Origin of the sequence: Acinetobacter sp. 479375 (assembly GCF_000581715.1) — a bacterium.
Lineage (GTDB): Bacteria > Pseudomonadota > Gammaproteobacteria > Pseudomonadales > Moraxellaceae > Acinetobacter > Acinetobacter ursingii.
Map to the genome: position 1 here is coordinate 126260 of NZ_JEZN01000002.1, position 16386 is coordinate 142645.

The window sequence follows — 16386 nt, forward strand, 5'->3', positions numbered from 1 at the left end:
CTTTTGTCGTGTTTTGTCAATGAATGATAAAAATGAGTCAATACATAGCATAGAAAAATTCTTATATTCAAGTCAAAAGGGAGGATTATTTAAAATGATAAAAGGTTTTGTAGCCGGTTTAGTCTTAGCCAATGGCTTTGAATGGGTAGCACACAAGTATTTATTACATGGTGTACATCGAAAAGGTCAGCCACGTTTTAGCCCCACACCAAAGCAAATGGAGTCACATTGGGCGCATCATCGCGAAGTGCGCAAAACTGAGTTTCATGACGAATGCTATGTGGAAGGATTGCATCACTGGCGTACTCGTAATGAACTTGGTGCCTTAGCTGTAGTCGCTATTGTTTCAAGTGCGGCTGCCTATCCATTTTCAAAAGGTATGGCGTTGGCATTTTGCTATAGTGCAGGCAATTATTTTTATGTACACCGTCGTTCCCATCTTGAACCTGACTGGGCAAAACGCCGTGTTCCCTGGCATTATGATCATCACATGAACTCAAATCAGGATGCAAATTGGGGCGTGACTCGGCCATGGTTTGATTATATTTTGGGAACACGAGTTGTTTCATCTGCGGATTTAAAAGAGGCCAATCCTTTAGGTTTAGGATTACCTCAAAAATGGTCTGAAAAGTTGACCACCGCCATTGAGCGCTTTTTTCCAGCTCAATACATTGAACAAAAGCCAAAATTGCTAGAGGCTACGACCGCAGAAGAGATGCAAACGCAAACTTCCGTCGCTTAAAAATAAAGGGCAGTTAAGCCAAACTGAACTGCCCTTATATTATTTCAAGAGATGCGTTAGAAGTTAGAGGCGCATTTCAATGCCTTGTTCCGCTAAAAATGTTTTGGCTTCAGGAATGGTATATTGTCCAAAGTGGAAAATACTGGCCGCCAGAACGGCATCTGCGCCACCTTGTAAAATACCATCTGCCATGTGCTGTAAATTTCCAACACCACCAGACGCAATGGTGGGAATTGAAACTCGATCATTAATCGCACGCATCAGGGCAATGTCATAACCTGCTTTAGTCCCATCTGCATCCATACTGGTCACTAATAATTCGCCAGCGCCATATTCTGCCATTTTGACCGACCATTCAAGCGCATCAATACCCGTCGGCTTGCGGCCACCGTGGGTAAAAATTTCCCATTTGTTTTCGCCTGTTTTTTTGGCATCAATCGCGACTACGATACATTGTGCGCCAAAACGTTGAGAGGCTTCCTGTACAAACTCAGGATTGAACACCGCCGCAGAGTTGATACTGACTTTATCTGCACCTGCATTGAGCAACGCACGAATATCTTCGACTTTACGCACACCGCCACCGACGGTTAATGGCACAAATACGCTTTCTGCCATACGCTCTACAGTACGATAAGTGGTGTCGCGCCCATGATGCGTTGCGGTAATATCCAGAAACGTGATTTCATCGGCGCCTTGCTCATTGTAGCGGCGCGCCACTTCAACAGGATCACCTGCATCACGAATATCTAAAAATTGAACGCCTTTGACGACACGGCCATTATCGACATCAAGGCAGGGAATAATACGTTTTGCAAGCATGGTGACATCCAGCGATATTGGTCAAAATCAATAAAGTTCACGAGACAGAGCAGAATCTTGGTAAACTGTAGCGCTATTCTATCAAACTTATAATTGTTGCACGCAGGTTTTCTATGTCGGTTTATACGCCGTTGAGTTTAGAACAAGTTCAAGCATTTGCTTCGCCTTATGGATTAGAGGTGATGGACTTGATTCCCATTCAGGGAGGAATTGAAAACACCAATTATTTTTTAGTGACGCAGGATCATCAACAATACGTGTTGACGGTGTTTGAAGAACTGGATTTGCAAGGCGCAAATGAATTGCCGCCAGTATTACAATATCTAGGTCAGCAAGATATTCCTGTTGCTGTACCTTTAAGTTATGCGGAACAATTTATTCATATTATTGCCGATAAACCTGCTCAAATTGCTCCAAGAATTGCGGGAAAGCATCCCATTCCACCAACCCTGAAGCAAATATTTGCGATTGGTCAAGCACAGGCACAGTTACATTTAGCCTTACAGAATGTTCAATTTGAACGTCAAAGTTATCGAAATCACACTTATTGGACAAGTGTTGCGGATCAGCTTAAAGCCTATATGAGTCAAGATGATCTAGAATTATTAGATCATGTTTATCGCTTGTTTAATCAACAGCGTGAGCGACATTGTGATTTGCCACAGGGTTGGATTCATTCCGACTTATTCCGAGATAACACTCTGTTTGAGGGAGATCAATTACAGGGGATTTTAGATTTTTCTGAAATGAATCAGGATGATCTATTATTTGATATTGCCATTGCGATCAATGATTTTTGTACCGAACATCCGACAGTACAACTTAATTCGGATCAATTGAATGCATTTATCGAAGGCTATCAAACGGTTCGTACACTGACTTCAGATGAACAAGCCTGTTTGAGAGTTTATTTGGCGATGGCTGCTTGTCGATTTTGGTTATTACGATTGCAAGTCGCGCAGCGTAATGCGCAGGAAGTGCGAGAGAGTGAGGATATTTTGCAAAAAAATCCTTTAGAAATGCGACAATTATTGCAAAATCGTTTAGCCGCTTTAACAGATTAAGGGAAAACCATGATGCGTGATCAGGGACGATTAATTGAATGGTTCGATGAAAAAGGGTACGGTTTTATTCAACCTAATGATGCGGATAAAGACCGTGTTTTTTTACATATCAAGGATTTTGCCCGTTCTGGACCACGACCAATCGTCGGCTGCGCGCTCGAATATCTGGTGATTTTGGATGAGCGAGGACGCTATCGTGCCAAGCAGGTGATTTATTTAAAGGCGGCACAAACTCGTGCTTTAGCTGCAAATAAGAAACGTTCAGTTTCCACCGCTCGTACATCTTCACTTAAACCGATGCAAATTGCAGCAGTGGTTTATATTGTCATTGTTGCCCTTCTCAGCTTTATACATCTATTACCTGCTTATAGTTTTATCTTTATTGCACTGATGAATGTCTTGAGTTATTGGCTCTATGCGCAAGATAAAGAAGCCGCGCAACTGGGAAATCGGCGTGTGCCTGAACAAACCCTGCATATTATTTCTTTTTTGGGCGGTTGGCCTGCGGCAGGGTTAGCGCAACAAAAATTGCGACATAAAACACAAAAACAACCCTTTAGGAAAATTTATTTTTGTACCATAGTGTTAAATATACTTTTATTAATCTGGCTGATTTCTCCGTTAAATGTAGTACTACGTTAGAGGATCAATACAATAAATCCAAAGGTGTCTCTATGAACAATTCTTTAGAACAATTGCAATCCAATAAAACCTTAACGCTGGTTCTTTATATTTTATACATTGCCGCTATTTTTAGTGCAGGGCTGTTAGCAATCGTGGCCCTCATCATTAATTACGTAAAACGTCGTGATGTTGAAGGGACATGGCTTGCTAGTCACTTTACTTGGCAAATTCGCACATTTTGGTGGTATTTGTTCTGGAACATCATTGCTTTTGTACCGTTCTTCTTTTTATTTTTTACTGGTGATAATGATAACTTGTTTGCAGGTGTCGCCTTATCTGCGAGTACTTTCTGCGTAGTCGTGATTGGCGCTGCTTGGATCTGGATTGTCTATCGTGCAATACGTGGCCTAATCGCCTTAAATGATAATAAAGCCATGTATCAATAGTTTAGAATTTGTCATGGTCTAGAGAAGCGAATTGCTTCTCTTTTTTTGCCTAATAATAGTGCGATTTGAACAATGCTTGCTCACTTTGCTGCGCTATTTTGAAAACAGTGTTAATAATAACTAAACATTTTTTATTTATAAAATTTACCTTTTAATTTTTATATATTTACTTTTTTAATATTTAAACATTACATTTTTATTTATTTAAATTTACTTTTTTAATTTAAATATTTTACTTTTTTAATAAATTAAATTTACATTTTTAATATTTTAAACTTACAAAAAAGCTCTGTTTTTTTGTCGCTAAATTTTGTATTTGTTCTAACCATAGAAGCGACCTTTACGACGACGTAGACCCAAAACATGGATTGCGCGAACCAAGACTGCATAGGAAACTGAATAGCCAAACTCCTGTTCAAATAAGGGAATTAAATCACTAATATTTTGAAATTTTGTATTTTTTACAAATGCTTGGAATGCATCCCAATCTTTAATATGTGCGGGTGCACCACGTTTTTTGGTGGGTTTTGGGTTCAAACTTCCTGTCTCTTCTTCAAGTTTAATCCATGCATCCAGTGTGACTCTGGAGATGTTGAATTCTTTACAGACAGCGAGCTTATAGTCAGTTTTTTTGTAGGCTGCAATCGCGGCTTTACGCGTTTCAATCGAGTAGCGTGGCATTTTATTCTCAGATTGGTTCAAAATAATTTTTTTATTATATGGCATAGTTGTTGCAAAAGAATAATCACTGAACATTATTTTATTGCGAGTTACAATAAAATGGAAAATGAGCAATTTCCAACCAAAAAGTTGAGCTTGTGGCAAGTGGTCATTGTCGGCATCGCTTATATGACACCTATGACGGTGTTTGATACTTTTGGCATCGTTTCTGAAACTACAGACGGACGAGTACCCTTGGCTTATTTATTGGCGCTGGTGGCCATGTTATTGACTGCGATTAGCTATGCAAGATTTAGTCGTTGTTCAGAACGACCTGGTTCGGCCTATAGCTATACTGCTGAAAGTTGTGGGGCAACCGCAGGTTTCTTTGTGGGATGGTGTGCCTTACTGGATTATCTTCTCTTGCCGTTGATTAATGCTTTATTGGCAGGGATTTATTTACATGCCTTGATTCCTGCGATGCCCTATTGGTTCTGGGTGATGCTGGCAGCAGCTTTGGTCACATTGGTGAATTGTTTTCGCATCCAGATTTTGGCGAACTTGAGCTTATTGTTTGTTTTTGCACCGATTGTGCTAATGTTGGTATTTATTTATCTGGTGATTAAAGGAATTGGGACAACCGATGGCTATGAACATGTGCTTACGCTTACCCCACTTTGGAATGGAGATCCTCAACTGCTTCCATTGATCGCAGGCGCATCAATTTTATGCTTTTCTTTTCTTGGTTTCGATGCAGTCACGACATTGTCACAGGAAACCGAGCAACCAAAAAAAGTGATTCCCCAAGCGGTGATTTTAACTACGCTAGCTGGTGGTGTTATTTTCATCAGTGCTTCATGGTTTATTCAGTTGTATTTCCCAGATAACACACGTTTTAAGCATCCAAGTGAGGCTTTGCCAGAGATTGTGTTGTATGTGGGCGGAGCATTATTTCAGGCGATCTTTTTATGCGGGCAGATTATGAATACGGTGGCTTCAGGTTTGGCAACCCACGCCAGTGCCGCGCGATTGATTCATATTATGGGTAAAGACGGTATTTTCTACAAAAAGATTTTTGGCAGCTTTAATGCCAGACTCGGTACACCACTGTATTCCGTTTTGGTTATTGGGGCGATTTCCATGACTGCCATGTTGCTGGATTTGGCAACGGTGGTCAGTCTGATTAGCTTCGGTGCGCTCATTGCGTTTACTGCAGTTAATTTCTCGGTCTTTATGCATTTTTACATCAAGAAAGTAGAGAACAAAGGCTGGAACAATATTTTTAAAAATCTTGTGCTTCCGATCTTCTCTGTCGCGGCCATTGTCTGTCTGTGGTTTAACCTTGATGCTGCCACACTGCATTTTGGTTGTGTTTGGCTCAGTCTGGGAATTGCTATTTTTATCTATAAAAAATTGAGAAAGCAAAGTGTTGTCATGAGCAATGCTTAATAAATATTGGAATGAAAGTGAGTTGAACAAATGAAAAATCTGTTAATGAAACCTGTGCTGTTGAATGATGTCGAATTTAAAGTTAGCCAAGCTATGACAAGTGAGAAAGAGTGGAACTGGATTGCTCCACAACATGGGCATATCGAGCATGCTGCCAATTATTATGAAAGTTCTCTGGCAGATTGGCATCAATTTGAAAGTTTACAAACTGATCTTGAATGTGATGTCTTGGTCATTGGTGGAGGGTTGCTCGGTGCATCTACGGCACTACATCTGGCTGAACAAGGCGTTGACACCGTTTTGGTTGAGAAAAATCGGATAGGGAGTGGTGCTTCAGGACGTAATGGCGGGCAACTTACGCCCGGTCTTGCGCGTTGGGAGGCAGAAGAAATGATTGAGCAGCTCAGTCATGCTGATGCCAAAAAGTTATGGCAGTTTACTTCAACTGAAGCTATGCAGTTGATTGATTCGATTTTGGCGCGTTATCAAATTGATGCGGCACGTAAACATGGGCATATTACCGCCGCAGTTCATGAAGGACATTTGGTTGCACTGACACAAGGAGCAGATGCCCGAAAATATCTGGGTGAAAACCATACGCAGGTGGTGGGTAAACATGAACTCTATGAATATGTGAAGTCCGATCGTTATTTTGGGGGATTAGTTGATCGCTTAGGCGGACATATTCATCCTTTAGCGCTCAATCGTGGGCAGATTTATGGATTTTGTCAGCAAGGTGGGAAAGTGTATGAACATACCGAAGTGGTCTCGATACAGGAACGGGAGGACGGGATTTATGTTCAGACCACTACAGGCTGCATTAAAGCGCGAAAAAGTGTGGTATTGGCCGTGCATCATGCGTCTTTTAAATTGCTGGAACAAAAAAATCAAACCACCATTCCATTTTATACCTATGTCTGTACCACCGCGCCGCTGAATATTGAATTAAAGCAATTATTGCCACAGGATCATCCGGTATATGACACCCAATTTCAAATTGATTATTACCGTGGAGTTTCCAATAATCGACTCCTTTTTGGTGGACAAGGCACAGGAACTTGCTGGAATGCTGAGAAAACAGCACAATATTTGAAAGGTCGCATATTGCATGTGTTTCCACAATTAGAACAGGTCGAACTCGATTTTGTCTGGAGTGGCACAACTGATTTGACCGTCAACGGTGCAACTGATAGCCGTAAATCAGGGGATAAATTTCCTGTCTATGCTGTACATGGCTGGAGCGGTCATGGTGTAGCACAAACTGTCCGCATTGGCAAAGCCATTGCAGATGATTTTTGTGGGCAGTCAGATGACTTTGAGATGCTGACTCAGATTCAGCATCAAGATATTCTATGGGGCAGAGCTTTGGCACCTTTAGTTATTCCCATGGCAAAAGGATTTTATGGCGTTGGTGCTGCGATGAATCCAGGCAAAATGGTATCATTTTAGTCTCAAAACAGGCTTAACTCAGGCAATATGTACTAAAATGTATTGCCTGATCTATGAATATCATCAGGCTATCAAGTGCTGCCTGATGCAAGCTTGTTGTGTTCATTTATATGCAGAATGAATTGAAAATAATCACTCGCTATCTTTATGAATGTACTGAAACGTTTTGAATGGATAAAGAATTATCGCTTTGCCTGTCAACTTGCGATGCAGCGATATTCACGCCTGAAACTAGATTTTATCCTGATGTTTTTACTGGTGGTCTTCGTTGCGATATTTGGGACGTTGTTTCCCTATCTCATGAAGTTACTTGTCGATCAGGTTGAACAAAACCATCATATTGAAATTGCTCATTTATTTAGTATAGAAAAACTCTATTTATTGGTGCTGGCTTATGCGGCAGCATGGCTCATGTCGCAATTGCTATCATGGTGTCAAAATTTATTTAGCATGATCATGTCGGTAAACTTTGAGACGGCACTGATGTATTCTGGCGTCGAAAACTTTTTAGCCCTGCAAAAACAACATCAAGATCAAACGGAAATAGGCGTCTTCCTGACCGACTTGCAACGTGGCGCATCGGCGATGAGCGAAATGACTTTTGCTTTTTTTATGTTATTAGGGCCGATTGTATTTCAACTTTTATTTATTTTTGCGGTGTTATTTAAAACGATTAATATCGTGTTTAGTGCATGTTTTGTGGGGACGGCCCTCCTGATTTTTATTGTTTCTATATTAATTAGTAAAAAAAGTAGTGGTTATTTTAATGAAATTTATCAGGGACGTAATTTAATCAATACAGCTATTTTAGAGAAAGTATCTCAAAGCTATGAAATTAAAATTAAACACTCACAAGTTTATGAACAGAATCGTTTAAAACAAAGTTTATCGAGCTATGCAGTTATCGTCAAAAATACCAATCTTCGTATTGGTGGGTTAATGATGATGCAGGTTCTTTTAATTTTTCTATTTTTACTCGGATTTATGTTTTACACCGCCTATATTTCCCAGCATCAGCAAATTAGTTCAGGCGATTTTGTCCTGATTAGTACCTATATTATTCAGTTGACTTTGCCTTTTTTAATGGTCTCGCAAAGCCTGATGCGGGTAAATGGCAATATTGTAGCGCTAAAGACTTATCGACAATATTTTGATTTAACGCGTGACCATTATCAGCCTTGGACATCAACAGCGTCTAGCACTTCTGTTTTATATCAATTTGAGGATGCCACACTGAACTTGGGTAAACATGAGATACAGCATTTTAATTTACAGCTAATGGCTGATACTCATTATGCGATTGTAGGCCAGACAGGTCGCGGAAAAACTTCCCTTATCAATTATTTAATTGGGGTGTCAAAGATTAAATCTGGGCGACTTTATTATCAGAATTTGGATATTTCGGAGAATTTTTCTGAAGAAATTTTTAATCAAGTCAGTTTTGTCGGACAGCATGCTGTTATTTTTTCTGGCAGTTTAAAAGACAATCTAGTTTATAATAGCCCTTATGATTATACAGATGCTGAGTTGATAAAATGGCTGGAAAAATTTAAATTAAACTCAATTCTTGAAAAGAACAAAATAACATTAAATGATGATATGGGAGATGTATATAAAAATTTTTCAGGAGGTGAAAAACAGCGAATAAGTATTTTACGTGGAGTTTTAAGGCAACCGCAATTATTGATTTTAGATGAGCCAACCTCAGCATTAGATATCACTACCGCACTGGAAATAATAGAGTTACTAAAAAAACAGGTGAAATCCCTGATTATAGTTTCACATTCGCAGCAATGTATTGATTTAATGGATGACGTGATTGATTTAGATCAGCAGTTTAACTAGTCCACTGAAAACAAGGCATGATGATCAAGTGTGATCCATGAGAAATTTGATTAAGATACTAAAAAAATGTCAGATCAAGTAAACCATTCAGATTATTTTGTAATTTAGACTTCATTATTTCTGCTATATTTTTATAAAATCAATATATAACAATTAGTTGAATATTATTTTTAATCATTGACTGCTAAAAAATAAATCCGATAGGAAAGTTTTTTTAATTATTTATTAAGCAATTCTGCCTAGCATCAACAGGAAAACAATAAGCCTGAATAAAAAAATCAGTTTTAGGTCATTGTTTGAATTTTATATGTTTCTGATGAACTGCATATAAATACAAGAGTTTTATCCTGAGTTTTTATTAAGTAAGTATTTGGGATAAATAACGCGATGGCGAACATCTGGACATCCTATGAATGCAATTATTCATACCCTCTCTGTGATTCGTGGTGATCAACGACCAGAGTTTATTCGAACTGAAGTTCTTTCAGACATTTTAGACCATACAGCAGAGCAATATCCGACCCATATTGCCCTGATTGATCATGAGCGAAAGATCAGTTATGCCGAGTTACAACAGCAAGTCGATCAAATTGCACAGCAGTTGATCCAGCGTGGTGTCAAAGCAGGTGATCGCGTGGGACTATGGTTACCACGTGGAGCAGATTTACTGATTGCTCAAGCGGGGATCTGTAAAGCAGGTGCTGCATGGCTTCCCTTTGATATGGATGTTCCTGTCGATCGTATTCAGATTTGTCTGGATGATGCCCAAGCCGTGGGGATTGTCACCAGTCAGGAATGGGCGGGTTTACTGACACAACTGCAACAAAATGTATGGACTGCGCATGAACTGAATCAGCCAACACAACACCCGATAATTCAGCAACGTGCTGCACTGGATGATGCGGCTTATATCATTTATACCTCTGGTTCAACGGGCAAGCCGAAAGGGATTGTAATCGAGCAGCGTAATATTTGTCACTTTCTGCGTTCAGAAAATTCAGTCTTGGGCGTATGTCACCAAGATAAAGTCTATCAGGGCTTTTCTGTCGCTTTTGATATGTCCTTTGAAGAAGTCTGGATTTCTTATTTGGTCGGTGCCACGATCTGGATTGCACCCAAAGATCTGGTGACTGATCCTGAGCGTCTTTGTAAAACCCTTCAACAAGAAAATATTACAGTTTTACATGCCGTGCCAACCTTATTGGCGCTATTTCCAGAAGATGTACCAAATTTAAGAATCATCAATCTGGGCGGTGAAATGTGTCCCGAAGCTTTGGTGGCGCGTTGGGATTTACCACATCATCAGATTTTTAATACCTATGGACCGACTGAAACAACTGTCACCTCAAGTCTGGCGCGTGTTTATGCCAATGAACCTGTGACGATTGGCGTTCCCTTGCCGAATTACGGCATGCTGGTTTTAAACGATCAGCTTGAGCTATTAGCGCAGGGCGAAGTGGGTGAGCTTTGTGTGTTTGGCCCAAGCGTGGGACGTGAATATTTAGGGCGTCCAGAACTTACCGCTGAAAAATTCATTGATAATCAATGGGCGCAAAACGAGCACGAACTTAAACTGTATCGTACAGGTGATTTGGCACGACTTGATGAAAATGGTCAAATCCAGTGTTTGGGACGTGCTGATGATCAGGTCAAGATTCGTGGTTTCCGTGTTGAACTAGGTGAAATTGAAGCCGCTTTGTGTGATTTAAATGGAATCGGTACAGCGGCTGTGGTGTTGCGCCGTGATGACGAAATGGATCAACTGGTCGCTTTTATCGTGCTTGATCAAGAGGCTAAAAGCCAGATTCAGGTGAAAGATATTCGGACATATTTAAAGTCCAGATTGCCAGCGTATATGGTTCCCAACCGTTTTGAAATTGTTGAGCAAGTTCCACGTTTATTGTCTGGAAAAATTGACCGAAATGCATTGCGTAAAATTGAGTTGACGACTTCTATAGATAAAGAAGTTTCAGACGAACCGCAAAATGAAGCAGAAAGTATTTTATTTACTATTTTACAGAAATTATTTCCAAATCAGGCGATTCGCCTCAGTGCCGATTTCTTTGATGATTTGGGTGGACATTCACTTTTGGCTGCTGTATTGACGTCTGAGCTACGTGAATATCCTGAATATGCGCAAATCACGATCCAAAATATTTACCAAAATCGTAAAGTTGGTGCGATTAGCCAGTTTATGTTGGCCCAGACCAAGCAACAGCAAATGCGTGAAGTGAATAGCTATGAGGTAAATAGCCTGCATCGTGTGCTGTGTGGTGTGGCGCAGCTTGTGGTCATCCCTGTATTGATTGCGCTGACCATTTTACAATGGCTTGCTCCATTTTTTAGTTATCACTATTTTACGGGTAGCCCGAGCGATAGTATTCCCCATGCAATTGCGATTTCACTGGGCGTATATGTACTGAGTATGATTGCCAGTTTTGCGCTCTCCATTGTAGGTAATCGCTTATTGTTAAGGGGGGTTACAGCGGGTGAATATCCACTCTGGAGTAGAACTTATTTTAGATGGTGGCTGGCAGATCGGTTGACCAACATTGCGCCTGTTTATTTATTGGCGGGGTCAAGTCTAAATCGTCTGTATTTGCGTGCTTTGGGCGCTAAAATTGGTCAGAACGTGCATATCGGTTCGGTCTTTATTCGTATGCCAGCCTTGCTGCAAATCGACGATGGTGTCAGTGTTGGTTCACATGTCAATCTGGAAAATGCCAAAGTCGAGCAGGGTCATCTGGTTTTAGGTCGTATACATTTAAAACAGGAAAGTTATGTCGGGTCTTATAGTGTTTTGGAAGAAAATACCTGTCTTGAAGATTATGCCCATTTAAAAGCTTTATCGGCATTGCCAAATGGTCAAACCATTCCTGCACATGAAATCTGGGACGGCGCACCAGCAAAATATCATAGCCGTATTGATGTGGCGCAATTATTGCTGCGTGAAAAAGTAAGTACTCTGCGTAAAATGTGGGAAGCTGCTTACTATGCAGTGAGTGCGATACTGATTTCCTGTTTATTTTTTATCCCGATCTTCCCTAATTTTATTTTGGTCGATTGGCTCGATGTCAAATATTTTAGTGACTGGGCAAGCAGCAATAGTGCGATTACTGCCTTGCATTATTTCTTGCTTGCCATTCCTGCCAGCGTATTGATGATTATCGCCACAGCATTATTCGCGGCATTGGTGCGTAAAATCCTGTTGCCAAGTCTCAAAGCTGGAACCTATTCGTTGCATAGCTCGACTTATTATCGTAAATGGTTTGCCACTCAAATTTTGGAAACCAGTTTGCAAACTTTGCATGGATTGTTTGCGACGGTTTATGCACCTGCATGGTTTCGTTTGCTGGGTGCCAAAGTGGGGAAAGACAGTGAAGTTTCAACCGCCACAGGTGTGATCCCTGAGTTACTCACATTGGGCGATGAAAGTTTTATTGCCGATGCGGTGATGCTAGGTGATGAAGAAATTACTCGTGGCTGGATGATTTTACAGCCGACAACAATCGGTCGTCGTAGCTTTGTCGGAAATAGTGCTTATATTGCCGATGGTACAGATTTACCTGATGGGGTATTGATTGGTGTTCAATCAAAAATTCCTGAAAAAGATCAATTACAAAGTGGTGAAACATGGTTTGGTTCACCTGCGTTACGGCTGCCTGCACGTGAAACGGTTGCGGATTTTCCTGAACATTTGACCTTTAAACCTAGTATTGCACGACGGATGATGCGTGGTTTTATTGAAGGTTTGCGTATTGTGCTGCCTTCTGCGTTTGCAATTGGTGTTGGTTATATGATCGTGTTATCTGTAATCAATACGGTGGTCACAAAAGGCTGGCTCTATGGCTTACTGGCTTTAACCTTGTCAGGTATTGCTTATGGTATTGTCAGTTTTCTTCTCATCGTGGTCTTGAAATGGGCGTTGATTGGTCATTATAAAACCCGTTCAGCACCCATGTGGACGATGTTTGTCTGGGTCAGTGAAGGTATTACCAGTTTATATGAGTCGATTGCCATTCAGAACTGTCTCAACTATGTACGTGGTACACCGTTTTTGCCAATGTTATTGCGCTTACTGGGGGTCAAAGTCGGTAAAAATGTATATCTGGATACTGCTGATATCACCGAGTTCGATTGCGTAAGTATTGGAGATAACAGTGAACTGAATAGTTTTAGTGGCCCTCAAACACATTTATTTGAAGATCGAATCATGAAAATTGGTGAGGTGAAAATTGGCAGCCATGTCACCGTCCATTGTCGGAGTATCGTACTCTATAATGCTGAAGTTGCCGATCAAACGCTACTTGGACCGCTGACACTGGTCATGAAAGGTGAAAAAATTCCAACTCAATCCGCTTGGATCGGTTCGCCTGCACAACCATGGGTGGCTGGCTAATACGGGTCTGAATTGCAGCAAAAAATGGGCGAATGAATCGCCCATTTTTATGTCTACTCTTTTTTACAGCGCTTGTTCATCCAATAAAAGCTGCGCTTCACGTAGGCTTAATGTCCCTTCATAAATGGCACGACCCGTAATCGCACCCAAAATACCAGGCTGGCCTTTGAGTAAACGGACATCTTCAAGATTGGTCACACCACCAGAAGCAATCACAGGAAGCCCTGAATATTGAGCCAAATTGACAGTTTGCTCGACATTGACCCCTTGCATCATGCCATCACGGGCAATATCGGTATACACGATGCTAGAGACACCCGCATCGGCAAAACGTTTGGCCAAATCAGTGGCTTTGACATCGGTCACATTGGCCCAGCCGTCTGTTGCTACAAAACCATCTTTAGCATCAATCCCGACGATAATATGACCGCCAAATTGTTTGCATGCTTCTTCTACAAACGCAGGATCTTGAACGGCTTTGGTTCCAATAATGACAAAAGATACGCCAGCATCCAGATAATGCTCAATGGTTTCAAGCGAGCGAATACCACCACCAATTTGAATTGGTAGTTCAGGTTGTGCTTTGGCAATCGCTTCGACCACAGGTTTATGAATCGGTGTACCCGCAAAAGCACCGTTTAAATCAACCAAATGCAAACGACGCGCGCCTTCATTGACCCAATGTTGAGCAGTTGCGACAGGATCATCTGAAAAAACCGTATCATCTTCCATACGGCCTTGTTTTAAACGGACACACTTACCATCTTTCAGGTCAATTGCAGGGATGATCAGCATGCTTTCGCTCCTTGCTTCATCTGGGAAAATAAAAATTGCCTCATCTTAGCAAACTCTATCGCAATTGCTAAGTCAACAGAATGAAGATTTCGTTTTAATCTGGATGATTTTGTTTGGAGAGTTGCTGTTGTGCTATTGCAGATAAGTTTGATAGGTCGGAATGAGCAGAACGCTTAAAAGCCCAATCATCAGACTCAATGGAACAAGAATAATATAAATCCAGCCAAAGAATCGTTCCCACTTACAGGTATAGCGTGTTGGGCCAAAATCGTTGAGACGCGTATTGCCTTTGGCACAGAGTAAATAGGTCATAAACACAATATTGATGAGCGGAACCATATAAAGTAAAGATAACCAGCCACTTTGATTACAATCATGTAAGCGGCGAATCATAAAAATAAAATGATAATAAACAAAAATCGCAGTCAGCGTGCCTATAGAACAAATCATAAACAGGATGGTTTGATTTGAATAGCTGCTTTGTTTTTCGCTCATTTGAATCAGACCAAAACCAATGGTACTACATGCGATTAGAAAAAAAAGACTTCCCAGTAAACTCCAAGCTGCAAATGATAAGCGACCAAAACGACCTTCGGGGCGTAATGGTGAATCATTGGCGAGACAAGTACCCTGAACTGAAGAGCGCATCTTATTTTCCCTGAAACGTTCAACTATTTTGAATAAGGCAGTTTTGAGATCAAGTCTAAAGTATAAAAGAAAAATGAAAGATAAATTGTAATATTTGTATTTTTTGTGATGGGTTTAAAAGATCAAGTCAATTTGACTTGATCTAGTGTGAGTGTGCAAACGTTGCTTTAAATTTTCCATTCCACAAAGTTTTTTAACAACTGTAAACCTGCTGTATGACTTTTTTCAGGATGGAATTGGGTCGCAAACAAGTTGTCTTGATGAATGGCGGTACAAAATGGCAGCCCATAATCACAGGTTGCGGCAATTAATTCACTTTGCTGCGGCTCAACATAATAACTATGCACAAAATAAAAACGAGCATCCTGTTCGATCTTATTCCACATAGGATGAGATGGATCGGCTTGATGAACCTGATTCCAACCCATATGCGGTACTTTTAAACCTTCGATTTCAGGAAAATGTTTGACCTGACCTGCAAAGATTCCAAGCGCATCAGTTCCGCCATTTTCTTCAGAACGTTGCATAAGCGCTTGCATACCGACACAAATGGCTAAAACAGGCTTATTAAAAGCCGCTTGACGCACGACTTCATCAATTCCAGCCTCATGCATGCCTTGCATACAATCCCGCATGGCGCCAACCCCAGGAAAAACAATTTTATCTGCTTGCGCAATCAGTTTTGGGTCATTGGTCACATCGACCGTTGCTCCCACATGTTCGAGTGCTTTGGCTGCCGAATGAAGATTTCCCATGCCATAATCAAGTAAAGCAACACGAGTCATTACAGACTCCCTTTGGTCGAAGCAATCGTTCCTGACGCACGTGGATCAACTTCACAGGCCATGCGGAGTGCGCGGGCAAAGGCTTTAAACACACTTTCGATCTGGTGGTGGCTGTTTTTGCCTTTCAGATTATCAATATGTAAAGTCATTAGCGCATGGTTAACGAAGCCCTGAAAAAATTCAGAAAATAAGTCGACATCAAAACTTCCAATGCGCGCGCGAGTAAATGGAATATCCATAAATAAACCTGGACGGCCAGATAAATCCACCACGACACGAGAAAGTGATTCATCTAATGGCGCATAGAAATGACCATAACGGCGCAAACCTTTTTTATCAGCTAATGCCTGTGCAAATGCTTGACCCAGCGTAATTCCGCAATCTTCAACGGTATGGTGATCATCAATTTCAAGATCACCATCACAGTGAATATCAATATCAAATAAACCATGACGCTTGATTTGATCAATCATATGGTCTAAAAATGGAACTCCAGTGTTCAGTGTACCCTGACCAGAACCATCAAGATTCAAACGAACCCGGATTTTGGTCTCATTGGTATTTCTTACCACTTCACTGATACGCTCTGTCATGGACACGTTCCTCAAAAAACGTTAAAAATGATGAATATAAAGCTCAATTCGCTGTGACAAAAGTG

At 40.8% G+C, this 16386-nt stretch carries 14 protein-coding genes; 8 read left to right on the forward strand and 6 right to left on the reverse strand.

Translation table 11 applies throughout. The features are described from left to right. Window positions 1-94: 94 nt before the first annotated feature. Complete coding sequence (locus tag J500_RS02970; RefSeq protein WP_034698093.1) at window positions 95-742, forward strand: sterol desaturase family protein; 648 nt, start codon at window positions 95-97, stop codon at window positions 740-742. 63 nt (window positions 743-805) lie between these two features. Here the strand turns inward: J500_RS02970 and hisF are convergent, their stop codons facing one another. Then, complete coding sequence (gene hisF, locus J500_RS02975) at window positions 806-1564, reverse strand: imidazole glycerol phosphate synthase subunit HisF (RefSeq protein WP_005001040.1); 759 nt, start codon at window positions 1562-1564, stop codon at window positions 806-808. 113 nt (window positions 1565-1677) lie between these two features. On the opposite strand from hisF, the gene J500_RS02980 reads away from it, so the two are divergent. Genes J500_RS02980 through J500_RS02990 form a run of 3 tightly spaced genes read left to right on the forward strand, consistent with a single transcriptional unit; the run spans window position 1678 to window position 3698 of the window. Continuing rightward, entirely contained in the window at window positions 1678-2628 is a 951-nt protein-coding gene (locus J500_RS02980; protein WP_034698096.1) for a homoserine kinase, read from the forward strand. Window positions 2629-2640: 12 nt separating this feature from the next. Beyond that, complete coding sequence (locus tag J500_RS02985; RefSeq protein ID WP_034698098.1) at window positions 2641-3270, forward strand: DUF1294 domain-containing protein; 630 nt, start codon at window positions 2641-2643, stop codon at window positions 3268-3270. Window positions 3271-3302: 32 nt separating this feature from the next. Further along, window positions 3303-3698: a DUF4870 family protein gene (locus J500_RS02990; protein ID WP_004994447.1), complete on the forward strand. Its 396-nt coding sequence runs from the start codon at window positions 3303-3305 to the stop codon at window positions 3696-3698. Window positions 3699-4019: 321 nt separating this feature from the next. On the opposite strand, the gene J500_RS02995 is transcribed toward J500_RS02990, so the two are convergent. Further along, the gene (locus J500_RS02995) at window positions 4020-4379 is read right to left on the reverse strand and encodes a helix-turn-helix domain-containing protein (protein WP_004991869.1); all 360 of its coding nucleotides are present in this window, start codon (window positions 4377-4379) and stop codon (window positions 4020-4022) included. Window positions 4380-4478: 99 nt separating this feature from the next. On the opposite strand from J500_RS02995, the gene J500_RS03000 reads away from it, so the two are divergent. The 4 genes from J500_RS03000 to J500_RS03015 all read left to right on the forward strand — a co-directional run bounded on the left by J500_RS03000 (window position 4479) and on the right by J500_RS03015 (window position 13500). Beyond that, entirely contained in the window at window positions 4479-5807 is a 1329-nt protein-coding gene (locus tag J500_RS03000; RefSeq protein ID WP_034698103.1) for an APC family permease, read from the forward strand. Between the two features lie 30 nt (window positions 5808-5837). Next, complete coding sequence (locus tag J500_RS03005; RefSeq protein WP_034698106.1) at window positions 5838-7256, forward strand: NAD(P)/FAD-dependent oxidoreductase; 1419 nt, start codon at window positions 5838-5840, stop codon at window positions 7254-7256. Between the two features lie 147 nt (window positions 7257-7403). Next, window positions 7404-9101: an ATP-binding cassette domain-containing protein gene (locus J500_RS03010; RefSeq protein ID WP_004994441.1), complete on the forward strand. Its 1698-nt coding sequence runs from the start codon at window positions 7404-7406 to the stop codon at window positions 9099-9101. A 409-nt stretch (window positions 9102-9510) separates the two neighbouring features. Then, a complete protein-coding gene (locus tag J500_RS03015) occupies window positions 9511-13500 on the forward strand; it encodes a Pls/PosA family non-ribosomal peptide synthetase (RefSeq protein WP_034698109.1) in 3990 nt (1329 codons plus the stop codon). Between the two features lie 63 nt (window positions 13501-13563). Here J500_RS03015 and hisA read toward each other — a convergent pair whose 3' ends face one another. The 4 genes from hisA to hisB form a co-directional block, all read right to left on the reverse strand. Further along, entirely contained in the window at window positions 13564-14295 is a 732-nt protein-coding gene (hisA, locus tag J500_RS03020; protein ID WP_005001063.1) for a 1-(5-phosphoribosyl)-5-[(5-phosphoribosylamino)methylideneamino]imidazole-4-carboxamide isomerase, read from the reverse strand. Window positions 14296-14427: 132 nt separating this feature from the next. Further along, a complete protein-coding gene (locus tag J500_RS03025) occupies window positions 14428-14943 on the reverse strand; it encodes a DUF805 domain-containing protein (protein ID WP_004994434.1) in 516 nt (171 codons plus the stop codon). A 167-nt stretch (window positions 14944-15110) separates the two neighbouring features. Further along, window positions 15111-15728, reverse strand: a complete 618-nt coding sequence (hisH, locus tag J500_RS03030; RefSeq protein WP_004994433.1) for an imidazole glycerol phosphate synthase subunit HisH — start codon at window positions 15726-15728, stop codon at window positions 15111-15113. Next, on the reverse strand, window positions 15728-16321 hold the full coding sequence (hisB, locus tag J500_RS03035; protein ID WP_004991837.1) for an imidazoleglycerol-phosphate dehydratase HisB: 594 nt from the start codon (window positions 16319-16321) through the stop codon (window positions 15728-15730). Before hisB ends, hisH begins: the two co-directional genes overlap by 1 nt. Window positions 16322-16386: the final 65 nt, after the last annotated feature.

Bases quoted from the DNA above. Each gene is read 5' to 3' on its own strand.
- J500_RS02970 (WP_034698093.1), top strand. From the start codon at position 95: ATGATAAAAGGTTTTGTAGCCGGTTTAGTCTTAGCCAATGGCTTTGAA.
- hisF (WP_005001040.1), bottom strand. From the start codon at position 1,564: ATGCTTGCAAAACGTATTATTCCCTGCCTTGATGTCGATAATGGCCGT.
- J500_RS02980 (WP_034698096.1), top strand. From the start codon at position 1,678: ATGTCGGTTTATACGCCGTTGAGTTTAGAACAAGTTCAAGCATTTGCT.
- J500_RS02985 (WP_034698098.1), top strand. From the start codon at position 2,641: ATGCGTGATCAGGGACGATTAATTGAATGGTTCGATGAAAAAGGGTAC.
- J500_RS02990 (WP_004994447.1), top strand. From the start codon at position 3,303: ATGAACAATTCTTTAGAACAATTGCAATCCAATAAAACCTTAACGCTG.
- J500_RS02995 (WP_004991869.1), bottom strand. From the start codon at position 4,379: ATGCCACGCTACTCGATTGAAACGCGTAAAGCCGCGATTGCAGCCTAC.
- J500_RS03000 (WP_034698103.1), top strand. From the start codon at position 4,479: ATGGAAAATGAGCAATTTCCAACCAAAAAGTTGAGCTTGTGGCAAGTG.
- J500_RS03005 (WP_034698106.1), top strand. From the start codon at position 5,838: ATGAAAAATCTGTTAATGAAACCTGTGCTGTTGAATGATGTCGAATTT.
- J500_RS03010 (WP_004994441.1), top strand. From the start codon at position 7,404: ATGAATGTACTGAAACGTTTTGAATGGATAAAGAATTATCGCTTTGCC.
- J500_RS03015 (WP_034698109.1), top strand. From the start codon at position 9,511: ATGAATGCAATTATTCATACCCTCTCTGTGATTCGTGGTGATCAACGA.
- hisA (WP_005001063.1), bottom strand. From the start codon at position 14,295: ATGCTGATCATCCCTGCAATTGACCTGAAAGATGGTAAGTGTGTCCGT.
- J500_RS03025 (WP_004994434.1), bottom strand. From the start codon at position 14,943: ATGCGCTCTTCAGTTCAGGGTACTTGTCTCGCCAATGATTCACCATTA.
- hisH (WP_004994433.1), bottom strand. From the start codon at position 15,728: ATGACTCGTGTTGCTTTACTTGATTATGGCATGGGAAATCTTCATTCG.
- hisB (WP_004991837.1), bottom strand. From the start codon at position 16,321: ATGACAGAGCGTATCAGTGAAGTGGTAAGAAATACCAATGAGACCAAA.